The organism is Streptomyces graminilatus, assembly GCF_001418565.1.
In the GTDB taxonomy this organism is placed as follows: domain Bacteria; phylum Actinomycetota; class Actinomycetes; order Streptomycetales; family Streptomycetaceae; genus Streptomyces; species Streptomyces graminilatus.
Map to the genome: position 1 here is coordinate 1 of NZ_LIQQ01000190.1, position 14,502 is coordinate 14,502.

At 71.5% G+C, this 14,502-nt stretch carries 18 protein-coding genes; 16 read left to right on the forward strand and 2 right to left on the reverse strand.

Annotation, left to right across the window (positions count from 1 at the left end):
• Positions 1-100 precede the first annotated feature (100 nt).
• The 10 genes from AOK08_RS17465 to AOK08_RS17505 all read left to right on the forward strand — a co-directional run bounded on the left by AOK08_RS17465 (position 101) and on the right by AOK08_RS17505 (position 9,014).
• Positions 101-370: a hypothetical protein gene (locus AOK08_RS17465; protein WP_055526599.1), complete on the forward strand. Its 270-nt coding sequence runs from the start codon at positions 101-103 to the stop codon at positions 368-370.
• A gap of 157 nt (positions 371-527) precedes the next feature.
• Positions 528-686 carry a hypothetical protein gene (locus tag AOK08_RS45795; protein WP_157876708.1) on the forward strand — a complete coding sequence of 53 codons (159 nt, stop codon included), beginning with the start codon at positions 528-530 and terminating at the stop codon, positions 684-686.
• Positions 687-1,028: 342 nt separating this feature from the next.
• Positions 1,029-2,000 carry a hypothetical protein gene (locus AOK08_RS17470; RefSeq protein ID WP_055526601.1) on the forward strand — a complete coding sequence of 324 codons (972 nt, stop codon included), beginning with the start codon at positions 1,029-1,031 and terminating at the stop codon, positions 1,998-2,000.
• Between the two features lie 6 nt (positions 2,001-2,006).
• Positions 2,007-2,270, forward strand: coding sequence for a hypothetical protein (locus AOK08_RS17475; RefSeq protein ID WP_055526603.1), 264 nt, complete (start codon positions 2,007-2,009; stop codon positions 2,268-2,270).
• A gap of 13 nt (positions 2,271-2,283) precedes the next feature.
• Positions 2,284-2,640 carry a hypothetical protein gene (locus tag AOK08_RS17480; RefSeq protein WP_055526605.1) on the forward strand — a complete coding sequence of 119 codons (357 nt, stop codon included), beginning with the start codon at positions 2,284-2,286 and terminating at the stop codon, positions 2,638-2,640.
• 263 nt (positions 2,641-2,903) lie between these two features.
• Entirely contained in the window at positions 2,904-5,396 is a 2,493-nt protein-coding gene (locus tag AOK08_RS17485; protein ID WP_157876709.1) for a hypothetical protein, read from the forward strand.
• Positions 5,397-5,407: 11 nt separating this feature from the next.
• The gene (locus AOK08_RS17490) at positions 5,408-5,701 is read left to right on the forward strand and encodes a hypothetical protein (protein ID WP_055526608.1); all 294 of its coding nucleotides are present in this window, start codon (positions 5,408-5,410) and stop codon (positions 5,699-5,701) included.
• Between the two features lie 2 nt (positions 5,702-5,703).
• A complete protein-coding gene (locus AOK08_RS47390; protein ID WP_055526614.1) occupies positions 5,704-6,237 on the forward strand; it encodes a hypothetical protein in 534 nt (177 codons plus the stop codon).
• A gap of 453 nt (positions 6,238-6,690) precedes the next feature.
• Complete coding sequence (locus AOK08_RS17500) at positions 6,691-7,080, forward strand: hypothetical protein (RefSeq protein ID WP_055526615.1); 390 nt, start codon at positions 6,691-6,693, stop codon at positions 7,078-7,080.
• Positions 7,077-9,014, forward strand: coding sequence for a relaxase/mobilization nuclease domain-containing protein (locus AOK08_RS17505; RefSeq protein WP_055526617.1), 1,938 nt, complete (start codon positions 7,077-7,079; stop codon positions 9,012-9,014). The genes AOK08_RS17500 and AOK08_RS17505 overlap by 4 nt, the downstream gene beginning before the upstream one ends.
• Positions 9,015-9,225: 211 nt before the next feature.
• On the opposite strand, the gene AOK08_RS45800 is transcribed toward AOK08_RS17505, so the two are convergent.
• Entirely contained in the window at positions 9,226-9,417 is a 192-nt protein-coding gene (locus AOK08_RS45800; RefSeq protein ID WP_157876710.1) for a hypothetical protein, read from the reverse strand.
• A 673-nt stretch (positions 9,418-10,090) separates the two neighbouring features.
• Here AOK08_RS45800 and AOK08_RS17510 point away from each other — a divergent pair.
• Entirely contained in the window at positions 10,091-10,534 is a 444-nt protein-coding gene (locus tag AOK08_RS17510; RefSeq protein WP_055526619.1) for a hypothetical protein, read from the forward strand.
• 181 nt (positions 10,535-10,715) lie between these two features.
• On the opposite strand, the gene AOK08_RS17515 is transcribed toward AOK08_RS17510, so the two are convergent.
• Positions 10,716-11,576, reverse strand: coding sequence for a GntR family transcriptional regulator (locus AOK08_RS17515; RefSeq protein ID WP_055526621.1), 861 nt, complete (start codon positions 11,574-11,576; stop codon positions 10,716-10,718).
• Between the two features lie 342 nt (positions 11,577-11,918).
• On the opposite strand from AOK08_RS17515, the gene AOK08_RS48445 reads away from it, so the two are divergent.
• From AOK08_RS48445 to AOK08_RS17540, 5 genes are read left to right on the forward strand one after another with little or no spacing between them, the layout of a single operon-like run.
• Positions 11,919-12,041, forward strand: a complete 123-nt coding sequence (locus AOK08_RS48445; protein WP_277816029.1) for a hypothetical protein — start codon at positions 11,919-11,921, stop codon at positions 12,039-12,041.
• Complete coding sequence (locus AOK08_RS17525) at positions 12,038-12,352, forward strand: WhiB family transcriptional regulator (RefSeq protein WP_055526624.1); 315 nt, start codon at positions 12,038-12,040, stop codon at positions 12,350-12,352. Before AOK08_RS48445 ends, AOK08_RS17525 begins: the two co-directional genes overlap by 4 nt.
• Positions 12,349-12,936 (forward strand): hypothetical protein, encoded by a 588-nt coding sequence (locus AOK08_RS17530; protein ID WP_055526626.1) that lies wholly within the window; start codon positions 12,349-12,351, stop codon positions 12,934-12,936. Before AOK08_RS17525 ends, AOK08_RS17530 begins: the two co-directional genes overlap by 4 nt.
• A 13-nt stretch (positions 12,937-12,949) precedes the next feature.
• Positions 12,950-13,417: a hypothetical protein gene (locus AOK08_RS17535; RefSeq protein ID WP_055526630.1), complete on the forward strand. Its 468-nt coding sequence runs from the start codon at positions 12,950-12,952 to the stop codon at positions 13,415-13,417.
• Positions 13,414-14,367 (forward strand): hypothetical protein, encoded by a 954-nt coding sequence (locus AOK08_RS17540; RefSeq protein ID WP_055526632.1) that lies wholly within the window; start codon positions 13,414-13,416, stop codon positions 14,365-14,367. The genes AOK08_RS17535 and AOK08_RS17540 overlap by 4 nt, the downstream gene beginning before the upstream one ends.
• The last annotated feature ends 135 nt before the right edge of the window (positions 14,368-14,502 follow it).

Here is a 14,502-nt window from a genome sequence, read left to right on the forward strand (position 1 = left end):
AGGACGGGTAGGTAGGCGCCTACCCGCTGCCTACCAGGCGCCTACCTACCCGTCCTACCGCCCAGATCAGGTATCACCCGAGAGTGGAGGAGACCCCCACGTGAGCTACGTCTACCGGTGCGGATCATGCCGTGCGAGTGCCCCGCCGGCCGTCACACGGCAGGCCGCCGAGGAGGTCCGGGACCACCACCGCGCGACCGTCCACGGAGGACTCGAACCGGCGGGGGAGGAGATCGTCCGGGCCCGGGGCACGGCGCCTGCCCGATCCGCCGACGGCACCCGGTACGTGTCCGGGAAGCGCGTCCTGATCGCGATCGGGGCGCTCCTGGTGGCCGAGACCGCCTCCCGGATCTACAGCCGTCTGCGCTGACGGCTGCCCGATCTGCCCGGCCACAGCCGGGCGGTGAGGGGAGCCGGACAGACCCACGGCCCCACCAGACGAACACACCCGAGCGCCCCTCCTCAACTTGCCGGAAGACAAGGGACGCCCGGGCCACCCATCCCGCAAAGGAACAGGTGAGCCAATCATGGCATTCAGGAAGTCGATCTCTCAGGACGAGCTGCGCCAGAGCCTGACCGCCGAGGAGCAGGAACGCCACGCCACCACCTACCAGGCGTCGCGCGGAGGCTGGTTCCCCGCGCCGGCCAAGCCGGTGCCGGGCACCCCGAAGGGCGACAAGAAGTGACGTGCTGCGGGCAGCCGATGAGTTCGAGCGGCGGCCAGCTGGTGTGCGGCCGGTGCGGTGCCTGGTACCAGCCCGGTGTCGTCCTCCGGTTCGGCCCGGAGTACCCCTGCCGGTGTGGTGGCTGGCACCCGGCCGGACAGCAGTGCGGAGGTGCCGCATGATCGGCCGACGCTTCCGCCTTCTGGTCGTGCTGCGCAACCTGTGGCAGTGCAGCCAGTGCGGCGGGTGGTTCGAATCGGATTCACCGTCGCAGACGTGCGGGTCGTGCTGACGACCTCGCTCAAGTGATCACAGGACCGGGGCCCTTTGGTGGGCCCCGGTCCTCTACCCCAAGGAGTACAGATGCCTACCGTCCAGCCGCCGTTGGCGGTCCGACACACCCCCGACACGGCCCCTGACCTGCGCGACACGGTCGCCGACACGCCCCCCGGCACGGGCGATCTGCTCGTGCGGGAGATGGTCGCGCAGCAGATGCGCACCACCACCACCACGATCTACCGGTCCATCACGTACGTCAGCCTGTGGGTCCTGCTGCTCTGCTCGACCGTCTTCGCCGCCGTGCAGGTCTGGGCACTGCGCGGCTACCTGCCCGCCGAGCTGCCCGCCCCGGCCGCCTGGTCCCTGCCGGTCGCCCTCCAGGTCCTCGTCCTGGCCGCCGAACTCATCCTGCTCAGCAGCGCGGTCACCCGCTCCGCCGCCGTGCAGTGGACGGCAGGCGCGGTGATGGCGATCGGCTACGGCGCCGAGATCACCGCCCACGTCCACGAGGGAGGCCGGGACCTGGTGACCGTGACGCTCGTCGTCATGAGCACCCTGCTCGCCCTGTGCTGGACCCTGCTGGCCCTCGCGCTGCGCGCCGGTATCAGCGACGCGGACGCCCTGGTGCTCCAGCAGCGCACCCGCCTCGCCGTCGCCAACCCGGTCACCGCGGCCCCGGTCGAGGTGCCCGCCGCGCCGCCGGCGCCTGCCCCGAAGCCCGAGCCGCAGCCGCAGCCGGTGGAGTTGGAGCCGCAGGCGGTTCCCGAGCTGGCGCCCGTCGCGTGGTACGAGCCGGAGGCCGTGTCACCGACCGACACGGCCTCTGACCTGGGCGACACGGTCGCCGACACAGGCGCCGACACGGACGTTCCCGAGCCCGGTGGTGCTCTGTCCGACGTCGAGATGGACGCCGTCGTCCACATGATCGTCACCGAGACCAACCCCCCGCGCTCCTACCGCGAGATGGAGGCCCGTTACAGGGAGCTGGGATACGTCGGCGGAGCCGGGCGACTGCGCGAGTCCTGGCGCCGAGTCGTCCAGCCGACCGAGGTCTGACCGGCCATGACCATCAGCTTCGGCACGATGCCGCACATCTGCACCGCCAAGGTCACCGCGGCCATCGAGGCGTACAGCCCCGCCCGTGGGACCACCCACGGCCGCCTCGACGCCACCGCCTACGTCTGCGCCGTCCATACCCAGGTCGCCCGCGACATGTGGACCGACCAGGGCCTCACCCCCTACACCGCCCCGGTCTCGCGGAACAGCGCCATGCGCTGCGGCTACATCAGCGACTTCCGCGAATCCAGCCCTGTCACACCCGCCTGAAAGGATCGACCCCATGACAGCCAAGACCCCCGCCCAGCTCGCCGACGACGCCGCCGAGGCGATCCGCGCCCTCAACCACGCGACGATGTCGACGCGCCCCGGCTGGGAGTTCCCCGCCGACGCCTACAGCGTGGTCGGCAACCTGCGGGAACTCGCCCAGCGCCTCCCCCAGCTCTACGGGCAGATCGGCGTGTTCATCCAGCGCCTGGCGGCTGACGACCACATCCGCAGCGACAAGGGCGGTGACGGCGCCGACGAGGTGACCGCCGCATACGACGCGCTCATGCGCGCCCAGGACGACGCCGTGACGATGGAGGCCGCGCTCGACGGCGCGCACTCCGCGCTCTCCCCGCTCGCGTACAAGGAATGACGAACCGGCAGAAGCGCCAGCCCGCCTGACGGGACGGCAGCAACACGAAGGCCCGTGACACGGGAAATGTCACGGGCCTTCGTTCGCCCCTTGCGATCTCAGGGGCCACTTTCGGCGTCGCAGTGGATATTGACCACCAGTTGGTGAAAGGATCACTGCCACAAAAGAACGTGGGGCGCACCCGGATGTAGGAGTTCGGGATACGCCCCGCGTGAGTCCTCACCCAGTTCGTTCTCTAGGCGCACCAGCAAGGACCCAACGCTTTGATCAGCGTACCCGGGGACAGCAGCCCCGCAACACCTCTCCAGGCCACCGGGCCTGACGATCACCCGTGCGATACGCCGGGTTCATCCGCATTTGCCGCCTCCCGCCGCTCCAATGCCCAGCGCCGCCGTGAGGCCCGCGCCAAGGCACACAAGCAGCAGGTCGAGGCGAAGGTGGCGACCGCCACCGCCGAGACCGCCATCTTCTGGACGTCGCAGGCCCTCATCGCCGCAGGCGTTCTCACGCCCGAGCTGCCCGAGGGCGAGCACCAGGCCGTCGAGACCCCCGCCGCCCGCGCCCAGCGCGCCGCCGTCGCCGCCGACTTCAAAGCCCGCCTCGCCAACTCCCGTATGGGCCAGGACGCCCGTACGGCGCTTGGGGCGGCCCTGGAGCGCTTCCGGGACCCGAAAGCCGCTCAGAACGCCGTAGAGACCCGTCAGAAGGCCACCGACGCCCCGCGCGTCCCCTGCGCCTGCGGGTGCGGCGGGCTCACCACGGACCGCACCACCGCCCCCAGTCACCCTCAACACCAGGCTGCGGCACCCCAGATCAGCCCCGACGGCGGGACGCCTGGGAAAGCAGAGAACAGTGTTGCCGCTTCGACGGCCGAAACCGCCGGTGACCTGCGCGAACACCCCGAAGAAAACCGCACCGAACCGGCGCCCGGTACGCCCGATTTGGGTGAGAAGTACGAACAGCGCAACAACAAGCTGCAGAAGCGCATGCGGCTCCTCGACGAAGCCCGCGCGATCAGCACCCTCCCGTCCGTGAAGGCGTGCGCGGTGAACACGGTCGCGGGCGCCGTGGCGATCACTCAGAAGAGCGATGGCACCGGCGGATTCACCGGATTGTTCCGGTGCGGGTCGGTTTGGTCGTGTCCCGAGTGCATGCCGGTGGTCCGCGCGGACCGCGCCGCGCTGATGGAGACGTACGCCCACGCCTGGGGGTTGGAGCACGACGCCGAGCTGTGCACCGGCGATCCGGCGGACCGCGGCAAGACCCACGCCGGACACGGCATGGCGATGGCCACCTTCACCTCCCGCCACGGCGAGCACGCCGTCCTGGAGGACCGCCTCGTCTTCGACCGTGACGGCAACCCGGTCAAGGACAAGGACGGAAAGCAGCAGGTCAGGCCCGGTCAGCTCCAGCGCACGGCCAACGCTTGGCGCCGGATGCTCCAGAGCCGGTGGTGGCGCCGGATGCGCAAGGAGTACGGCATCGTCGGCGCCACCCGGGCCCTGGAAGTCACCCATTCGTGGGCCAACGGCTGGCACACGCACATTCACTCGATCCTGTGGTTCGAGGAACCCGTCACCGACGACGTCGCCGAGGCCATCGAGGCCGAGCTGTACATCCGGTGGCAGGCCGTGTGCACGGCCCTGGGGCTCGGTCGGCCGTCGCGCAAGCACGGCGTGAAGGTCGACCCCGCCCGCCGGGGCGCCGAGGGCGCCGCCGACCTCGCCCGCTACCTCGTGAAGGTTCAGGACAAGGACCAGGAGAAGCCGAAGCCTTCGCCCGACGCCCCGGTCAACCACGTCTCCAGGGACGCCCGTCCGACCGCTGACCAGGCACGACGCCTCAAGGACGCCCGAGCCCGCCGCGACCGCGCCCGCGAACAGGGCAAGACCCGCGCCGAGGCCGACGCCGACGCCCTGATCGCCGACATCCGAGAGGAGATCGGCCAGGCCGCCCGCGCCCGCGCGCTCGGCAACGAGCTGCTGCGCGGCGACAACAAGACCGGCCGCAAGGACGGCCGGACCGCGATGGAGATCCTGCGCCTGGCCCTCGCCGACGACGCCGCCGAGCGCGAGCTGTACCGCGAGTACGAGCGGGCCACCAAGGGCTCCCGCATGCTCACTTGGACCGGTGACGTGCGCGAACGCCTCGAACGCCTCACCGGCGCCGCCGAACGCGACGCCCAGGAGGTCATGCAGGACGAGGACCGCAAGGACGTCACCGCCGTCCTCGTCCAGGTCGCCCCCGACCCGTGGAAGACGAAGGTCGCCGCCCACACCGGCCGCCGCGGGCAACTCCGCGTCGCGGTCAAGGTGTCGTCGGACAACGCCATCCAAGCCGGGCTCGACATGGAGGACGCCGCCCGCGCGGCCGTCCGCGAACTCCTCGAATCCTGGGGCCTGACCTGGGGCACCGACATGTTCGGCCCCGACGTCGACCTGACCACCGGCGAGATGACCGGCGAGCACGTCGTACCGCCGCAGAAGACCGAGCACCGCCGCCCCCGTTGGGAGACGCCCGACGAGCTGGAGGGCAACGCCGCCGCGCTCGGCGTCAGCCCGCGCGACTACGCCCGCCCCGAGCAAGGCCGGCGCCGCGCCGCCGGACTGCCCGTCGACCGCACCCTGCCCACCCAGGCCGGGACCGCCAAGGCCAAGGCCGCTCCGACCGTGCCCACCTGCGTCGTGTGCGACCTCCCCGTCGCACCCGAACTCACAGAGCCCGTCCACCTGCTGTGCGACCCGTTCACCGCCTGAAAGGATCGACCGTGCCCGTCACCGTTACCGACACCCACACCGGCTGGACCTGCCACACCGGCGCCTCCCTCATCGCGGACGCCATGACCGCCGGCCCCGGAAAGCTCGGCACCATGCACGGCTGCATCTACGTCTGTCCCGAGCACCAGGCCGACGCAGAGGCCCGGATCACCGCTGCCGGATACGACCCCCGGGTCGAGCCCGCGCCGCCGGGCCACCGCTGGGACCCCTGGCCCTGCGGCCACATCACCGCCTACTCCACCGAGGCCGCCGAAGGCATGTCGTCAACTGCCGCCGAGAGCTGACCATGACATACGCCGACACGGCCCCTGACCTGCGCGACACGGACGCCGACACGGCACCCGACACAGGCCGTCCGGCCCCCTCCGCGCCCACCTGGGAGTACGGAGCCCCGTACCTGCCCATCACCGTTACCGAGAGGAACGACATGACCACCCAGGCACCCGTCTACATCCTGATCCACCCCGACGGCCGCGCCGAGTGGGGCGACCGCATCGCCACCGCCGAGAAGGAGCTGGGTTCCCACGGCATCGGCCGGGCCTTCCTCACCGACGGTTCGCGCCTACGCCTCGCCATGTCCGACTGCGCGTTGGTCCTGCGCGACGAGTACGCGCCCAACCCGTACGCCGCCGCGGTGCTGGCCAGCGTCGCAGGGTTCCCGGCCGAGGCGGCTCCCGAGACCCGGGGCCCGGTCATCCTGTTCGGCTGGGACCCCAACAACGAGTGGGACAGCACCCGCCCCTTCACCGTCGTCGAGCGGGACGTCATCGCCGCGGCGCTGGCCGCCGCCGAGTGCACCACCGGAACGGCGCCGAGCTGACCGCCCGGTGGTCCTCGGAGGCGCCGACGCAAGCGCCGGCCACGGAGCCCAGGGGCTCCGTGCAGTGGTCCAACCGGCAGGTGACCGACAGCGGCACCGTCCAGGCTGAGTTGCTGGCCACGACGATCGCCTGACCCTCCGCCGCGACCAACAACTCAGCAGCGAGGTATGCCGGTGCGCTTCGCTTACCGGCACCTCGCCCCTGGCGCGCTGCGCTTGCCGGGGGAGACCGCCCCCGAAAGGGGCGGTCGGCCCGCGGCCCTGGGGGCCGCGAGGCGGGACGGAGCCCGAGGCCGCGAGGCGGCCCCTGGCACCGTCCGCGCACCGGCAAGCGGTGCGCATACCGGCGGGTGATACGACTGGTGTCGGGGCGTGTCGGCGTCCGTGTCGCGCAGGTCGGGACCGTGTCGAGCCGTGTCGGCCCCGTGTCGGCGGTCGATGGGGAGGGTCTTGATGGTGCGCGGGACGCCGGGCAGCAAGCGCGGGCACACGGTGTCGGTGCGGCTGAACGATGAGGAGAAGCAGCGGTGGGACGAGGCCCGTGCTGGGTCCGGCCGCCGTGAACTCGGTGCGTGGGTCCGCGCGGTCGTCGAGGACGTCCTCGCCGACGTCGACGACGGCCAAGCGCCCGGTGCCGAGCGAAGGCCGGCGCCGCTCGACCCCGTCACGCAGGCCGCGTACGACGAGTTGTGCCGGATCGGCGCGAACTTGAACCAGCTCGTCAGGTACACCCACCAGGATGGTGCCCTGCACCCGGCCATCGAGGCTGCCCTGTTCGAGGTCGGCAACGCCGCCCTCGTGATCCGGGGGATCGAGCCGATGCGGCCGACGGACCCCGAGTGATCGCCAACATCACCAAGGGGAAGAAGGCGGTCGGCGCCCTGGTCTACGACTTCGGGCCCGGACGCCGGGATGAGCACGTCAACCCGCGGATCGTCGCGGGGAACGTGACCGGCACGCCGCTGCAGGTCGCCCGGATGATCGACCACACCGCGCGCCGCCGTCCCGAGATCGCCGCCCCGATCTGGCGGTGCTCCCTGTCGCTGCCCGACGAGGACGGCATCCTGCCCGATGCCCAGTGGGGCGACATCGCCGCGAAGTTCATCGCCGAGATGGGCTTCGACGGCGCGCCGTGGGTCGCCGTACGGCACGGTGACGACCACATCCACCTCACCGTGTCGCGCGTCGACTGGTCCGGGCAGCTGCTCACCGACCGGTGGGACTACCGCCGGGCCAGGGAGGCCGCGGACGCCCTCGAGGAGGAGAATGGACTCGTACGGGCCCGTGACCGCTTCCGGGCTGAGGGTCCGCAGGTCCGAAATGCTGAGCTGGAGGCGTCGAACCGGCGCCGGGGACCGGAGCCGGCCGCGCCGCCCGAGCGCGAGGAGCTCCGACGGATCGTGCGCGAAGTACGGGATGCCAGCCGGGGGCTGGGCCGCGACGCCTTCGAGTCCGGCCTCACCGACTTCGGTGTCTCCTTCAGGGCGAACGTGGCGTCGACGGGCCGGATGAACGGCTACAGCTTCACGCTCGACGGCCTGGTCGACGGCGACGGCGCCCAGGTCTGGTTCCCGGCGTCCAAGGTCGCCAAGGACCTCCGGTGGGCCGCGCTCCACCAGGTCCTGGGGGATGGACCCGCGCCCACCACGCTTGCCCGGTCAGATGGGGACGTCCCCACGCCGGAGCAGGTCGAGGAAGCCGTCGACCAGGCCGAGGCGGACGTCGCGGAGTTCGCCCGCCAGGCCGCGAAGATCCTTCAGCGCGGCCAGGCCGAGCGCGGCGTAGTCCCCGCCGACCACCCCGCCCTGTCCACCGACCCCGCCCAGCGCCTGCTGGAGCAGTGGCGGATGAAGCAGCGCGGCGAACCGGTGCCGGCGGAACGGCTCGTACCCGCCGAATCGGTCCCGGCCTGGGACGACAAGCGGCGCCGCCCCTACGGCGCGCTCGGCGCCGAGAAGCTCAAGACGGCGCTGCAGAAAGCCGAACGGGAGGCCGAGCGCCTCGCCCACAGCCGCGACGCCGCCCAGCGCGCCGCGCGGAGCTGGGACGGCCTGGCCACGGGAGCGGTCACCGGCGAACAGGTCCAGGCCCTGCACAAGCTCAACGCCCGTCTCGCCAAGGCCGAGCCGCACCTGAAGGTGGTGCGCGAGCAGATGGAGCGGGCGAGGCAGGCGGATGCCACCGCCGACGCCGCGCGGAAGATCTGGAAAGAGGCCGACGCTCGCAAGAACCTTGGTCGGGTCGAGCTGTGGAGGCTGAAGACCAGCAAGAAGGCGGAGGAGAACAAGGCGTCGACCGCAGGCGAGGCCATCCACCTCTACGTCGACCAGGGCACGAAGGCCCGCCGGACAGCAGGCGAGTCCCACAAGGAGGCGGTCAAGGTGTCCGGCCTGGCCGACCCGGTCGCCGAGCGGGAGCGCGTCACCGAGTACTGGCCCGAGCTGCTGCGCGAGGCTCAGGCCCGCGACCAGGCCCACGGCGTCGCACGACGGGAAGCCATGCTCACCGACGCAGAGACGTACGAGCGCCGGCGCACCGCGGAGCAGGCCAAGGCCGCCGCGCTCCGCCAGGAGCAGGCCCTGCGGACCTCGATGCCGGAAGCACAGGGCAAGGCCGAGGCACGAGCACGGTCCGCCGCCGCCCGCCCCACCAAGGACGGGAAGAAGACCAGGAAGGCCGGCACCGGCCGCCGCTACACCGGACCCCGCCCGGACGAGCGGCCCCCGCACCTGCGCCAGCCGCCCCCGCCGAAGGGTGGCCGGGGCCAAGGACTATGAGCCGGTGCGTGGGTGCTGGGGGGCTTCGCCGCCCCCCAGACCCCCGCTTAGGTCGGCATCCCCCAGCGCGACCAGGTCCCGTATGGCGAACCGCCGTTCGCGCCGGGGGACACCGCCCCCTCCGCAGGTGTGGCCAGGGGCCTGCCGACACGGGGGCCGACACGGCCGACACGGGCTCTGACCTGCGCGACACGGTCGCCGACACACCCCCCTAGTAGGCGTCCGGCAGGTGTCCGGCGCCCGGTCCGAGGGTCCGCCGGCCTTTGCGCTCGGCCACGTCCTGGTGCTCGTTGACGTCGGCCAGCTCGGCGCGCTCGGCGGGCAGAAGGCGCGGGGCGGACGTCGTCATTGTGCTGGTGCTCGTGGTGGGGCCGGTGCCCAGTGGTCGGCGCGTGGTGCTCATGACGTGCAAGTCTGGCTGAGCCAGGGTGCCTTACGAGGCGTGCCGGTGCTTTCGACGAGCACGGCCTGGTGCTCGTCGTCGCGGCCCGTACCGGCACCGAAGTGGCGCCCTGACGGGGGGAGTCACTTGCTGATCGGATTGATTGGTCCGCCCAGCTCAGGATCGGTCTGGCGATCGGCTGGCGATCGGCGGTGATTGGTCCGGCGGGCCAATGCCGGGCCAATCACAGCCGATCGGGAGGCCGATCACGCTGAAGCCGCCGACGGCGAGTAGCGCGCGGCCAGCTGGTGCGCGCTTCTAGGCAAGGCGGGTACTCGCGGTGGGTCCCTCCGGTCTGGGCGGCACTCACGGTGGTGCCCGTGGTTCTGGGGGGTGCGCAACCGCTGACTCCCGAAAGTGTGCTGGTCAGCGGTTGCGCACCCCCCAGGTTCCGGGCAGGGTGCGGAGGGCTGTCCAGACCGGAGGGACCCACCGCGACCGCCGGAACCACCCACAACCCGCAGGCCAGGGACGGGTTTGGGGCCCCTCTGGGACTGGTGGCCGGGGGGACCGGGGGGCGGAGCCCCCGGGTACCGCAGCTTGCTGCGGTGAGTCCCGAGAGGGCGGTCGGTCCGGGGTGAAACGTGGAGGAAGGCTGAGCTGTCCGTGGTGGTGGGCGGCGTACGGTCGGCGCATGCCGAAGTACGAGACGCCCCGGAACGAGCGGGGAGAGCGGATCTGCCAGCAGTGCCACGACCCGGACAAGCCGCTGAGGCGGTCCCTCGGCACGAAGCCGGTGATCTACTGCTCCCCCGCCTGCAAGCAGAAGGCGTACGAGAACCGCCGGATGGAGAAGGCGATCGTCGCGGCCGTCGCCGAGGAACAGCGCAGGGCCGCTGCACGCGAGGGAAAGTCAGTGCCTTTGCCCGGAAAAGTCACTGACGCACCGAAAGTCAGTGACGTTCACGGCGCCGACCGGCCGGACACCGACGCAAAGTCAGTGGCTTTGCCGTTGCCGGGGATGGGCCACGTGGGCGCCCTCCCCTCCCCCGCCGCCGAGGACCCGGGCGCCGAGCTGGACCGGCGTCTCGCCCGCTGGCTCGGGCCCGAAGAAGGCGCCGGCGCCGGAGGCGGGTGAACGACTACCGCTGTGCCGGGGGCCGTGTCGGCGTCCGTGTCGCGCAGGTCAGGGGCCGTGTCGGCGGCGTGTCGGGAGTCAAGGCGCGACACGGCCAGAGCGCGTTGCGGGAATGACGAAAGGCCCGCCGTAAGACGGGCCTGGTCTGATAGTTGGGTCCCCCGCGGGGTCAGGGGTGGGATTACGGGGATTCGCTGGCCTCACCATCCTCGACGGACGGGGCCGCGTAGTAGTCAGAGGTGGCGGGAGCCACTGGCCAGCGGGCGGACGAGCCCCGGGGCAGCGGGTATCCGACCGCGAACAGCGCGGCCGACATTCGGATGTCCTGCACTTCGACGATGCGCGGCTCCTGACGGCCTCGGCCGGGCAGGGACGTGATCCGTACGGCGCGGAGGAGCGGGACTCCGGCCGCAGGCATCAGCAGTGCTTCGGCCTCGTCCGGCGATGGCATCCGCGCGGACACCTCCTCACGCCAGGCCAGGGCGCGTTCCGCCCATTCCTCGACGCGGTCGTACATCCCGCCCAGGCCGGTGTCCCCGCGCAGTGCGGGGATCTCCTCAGTCACCCAGGAGCTGATCCAGGAGTCCGCGAGTTGCCGGTGTTCGTCGCGGCCGGGGTCGCCGACGATCCGTTTGCGCACGGTCAGAGGCTCTCCCGGCTCGACGCCCAGGATCTCGGCGACGTCGGCCGGCACCGGTGCTTCGGTCACACGGGTACGTTCCCCGTCAGGCCAGGACAGCGCCCGCCAGTGCTGGACCTCGGGTCCTGAGAAGTAGCCCAGCTCGTCGCGCTCGATCTGCCGGGTTCGCACGGTGAGCCGCACGCGGTCGGGGTGCTTCTTCACGAAGACCCCGCTGCGACGTCGGCTCTCGACCAGCCCTTCCCGGGTCAGCAGTGCGTATGCCTTGCGCACGGTGATGTCGCTGACCCCGTACGAGGCGGCAATGTCGCGCATCATCGGTAGCTGCGACCCGGGCCCGTACTCCCCTGACACGATGCGTTGTCGCAGGTCAGAGGCGATTTCCTCGTAACGACTGGCCATCTGTGCGTCCCTCCATGTTCGTCCCCTTGAGCATTTAACGTATACGCCAAGCTTGCATCCCGCCACTTTTAGCGTATACGTTATCTCTCGGCAGCCAAGACGGCCCCAGGGGTGGAACCCAGGGGCCGTCTCCTGCCCCGGAGTTGGAAGCTCCGGAGCGAGCCGCCGGCGGGACGTTGGAAGCGTCCTGTCGCCGGAGCCCGGCGTTGGAGCGTCGGGCGCCATCGACCTGTGTCCATGGGAGTGGAGGCCGACGTGCTGATGGTGTCAGGACTGTGGAGGCGCGTGTTTTCACGCGGCCCGCAGCACTTTGTTCTCGGGGAGGGGTGCCGTACGCGGACCGTGCTTCCTGGCCAGCGGCGATGCGCCGTCGACCAGGCGGCCCCGTCCGGCGCCGCCCAGCTCCTCGGCGGAGACGAACTCCGTGCCCAGGCGATGATCGCCAGGACGGGGGCGGTCCTGTGATCCTGTCGATCAACGCCAACCAGGTCCGGCAGGTCCCTGTCCCGGAGACGTCCAGCCCCGCCTGCCAGGGGATGGACACCGACCTCTTCTTCCCCGACAAGGCGTCCGCCGCCGACTCGGCCCCCAACGAGGCCGAGCGCAAGGCGCTCAGGGTCTGCGCCCCGTGCCAGCTCAAGCGCTGGTGCCTCGTGCAGGAACTCGCCGAGGTCTCGGTCGCCGATCGGATTCGCGGTGTACGCGGCGGGCTCCGTCAGGTCGAGCGCCGCGCGCTGTACCGGGCCCACAGCGATGCGGGGAGGGCGGACCAGTGACCGCGATGGCCCCCTGGTGGGCGGTCAAGCCGACCAGCCTCGCCGAGGACCAGCCCGTCGAGCAGCCGTCGGCCGAGGAAGGCGACTGGCTCGACAAGCTCTGGGCCTACGACGATCTCGCACCCGCCACCGCCGACACGGCCGACACGGACGTCGACACGGACGTCGACACGGACGCCGACACGGCCGACACGGACGCCGAGGAGACGCCCGGGAAGGGCCGCTGGTTCGTGCCGCAGGCGGGTTACTGGCGGTCGCCGAGTCTGCCTGCCCGGCCTTCGTTGCCTGCCCGGCCTGCGCTGAGTGAGGGCACGAAGCGGCTGCTCTACAACGTGTCTGCGGCGGGGGCCGGTTGGTACGTGGGTCTCGGCCCGACGATCGGCGGCTGGATCGAGAGCTGCGGCCGTGAGACGAGCATCGGCGGCGCGCTGGCCCTGGGCGGGGGCATTTGCCTTGGTATCGCCGCGTTTTGGGACAGCCGTACCCGCCACTGGAAGCCCGCCCCGCTGGCCTGGGTCACCCGAATCCCCCTCGCGTCCGCGATCACTGCGCTCGCCCTGTACGCCCCCGCGTCCCAGATCTGATCAGGAGAGATTGATGTACGAGCACATCCAGCTGGCCGCCGAGACGTTCAGCGTCGGAGACAAGGTGATCGGGTCCGTGGGCATGGGCGGTCTGGCGACCGCGCTCACGGTCGGCATGGTGGCCGGGATCAAGGAGCCGAAGAAGGGCGGCAAGATCCGCCGCAAGCTCGACTCCACGCAGGCGAGTGTCCTCGGGGTGGCCGCCGGGACCTGCTACATGGGCGCCGGATCGATCTGGACCGTGGGCGAGGGGCTGTCGGACGGATTCGCCCAGGTGTTCACCGGCGGGGGCTTCGGCACGGCGGGCATGGGCGCGGTCTCCTTGCTCCTCGCCGCTGTCATGTACTTCCGGGAGGCCAGGCCGGGCGCCGCGGCGTTCACGGGCGTCCTCGCCGCCGGGGTGTGGGCGCAGGCCGGGGGTATCTGGGGTCTGCCGCAGGCCCTGGTGCTGACCGGCGCGCACGCGATCGGTATGGCATGAGCGCCGCCGAGCCGCTCCCGGCCGAGGAGCCCTCGGAGATCGCCGTCGAGGTCGAGGCGCCGGAGCGCGTGCACCTCGAACTCGTCGAGGACGAGGAGTCCGAGAGCGAGCGGGGGCGGGTCGCGGTCATGGCCTCTGAGCTGCGGCCCTACCTGCCTACCCGTGCCCAGCTTGCTGTCTCGTTCGCCGGGGTAGGGGCGGGCACCCGGGTCCTGATCGGCCACGGCTGGACGTGGCTCGGCAAGGACGGGTGGATCTGGGACGGCCTGACCAAGGTGGGTGCGGTCGCGGGCGGTTGTGTCGTCGGACTCCCCGCTGTCTGGCAGGCCGTCGCCACCGTGACAGGCCCGTACGCCCCGTTCGTGCCTACCGTCGCGGTCGTCTGCGGCTGCGTCGCCGCGAAGCGGTACGCCCCCAAGACCGAGAAGGCGAAGAAGAAGCCGGCCTCCGTCATCGAGGACCAGGACGCCGACGAGGCGGCCGAGGCGGAGTCGGCGGAGGAGGACGCCGACGAGGTGATCGGGGCGGAGGACGTCGCCCAGCTCGTCCGCGATGTTGCCGCCCGCCACAAGCACCAGGGCGTGCACCTGGAGGACTTGCTGACGGAGCCCCTCTTCGAGGGCTGGGAGAAGGCCGAGTTGAAGGCCGCGCTGACCGATGACTGGGCACTGCCCGTCGAGAGCTTCAAGCTGATCTTCCAGACCCCCGAGGGGAAGCGCCAACGCAACCGCGAGGGAGTGCGGTTGCGGCACCTCCCGCAGACCCCCGCCGGGAGGGTCGGGGAGGGGCCCGTCCGGGGCCTGGCAGTGGTGCCCTCCCAGCCCCCCGCCGAGGGCGGCTCCAGCACCCTGCCCGAGGCCCCCGTCGAGGGGTCTGCGGGAGGTGCCGCAACCGCACTCCCTCGCGGTTGCGTTGGCGCTTCCCCTCGGGGGTCTGGAAGATCAGCTTGAAGCTCTCGACGGGCAGTGCCCAGTCATCGGTCAGCGCGGCCTTCAACTCGGCCTTCTCCCAGCCCTCGAAGAGGGGCTCCGTCAGCAAGTCCTCCAGGTGCACGCCCCGGTGCTTGTGGCGGGCGGCAACATCGC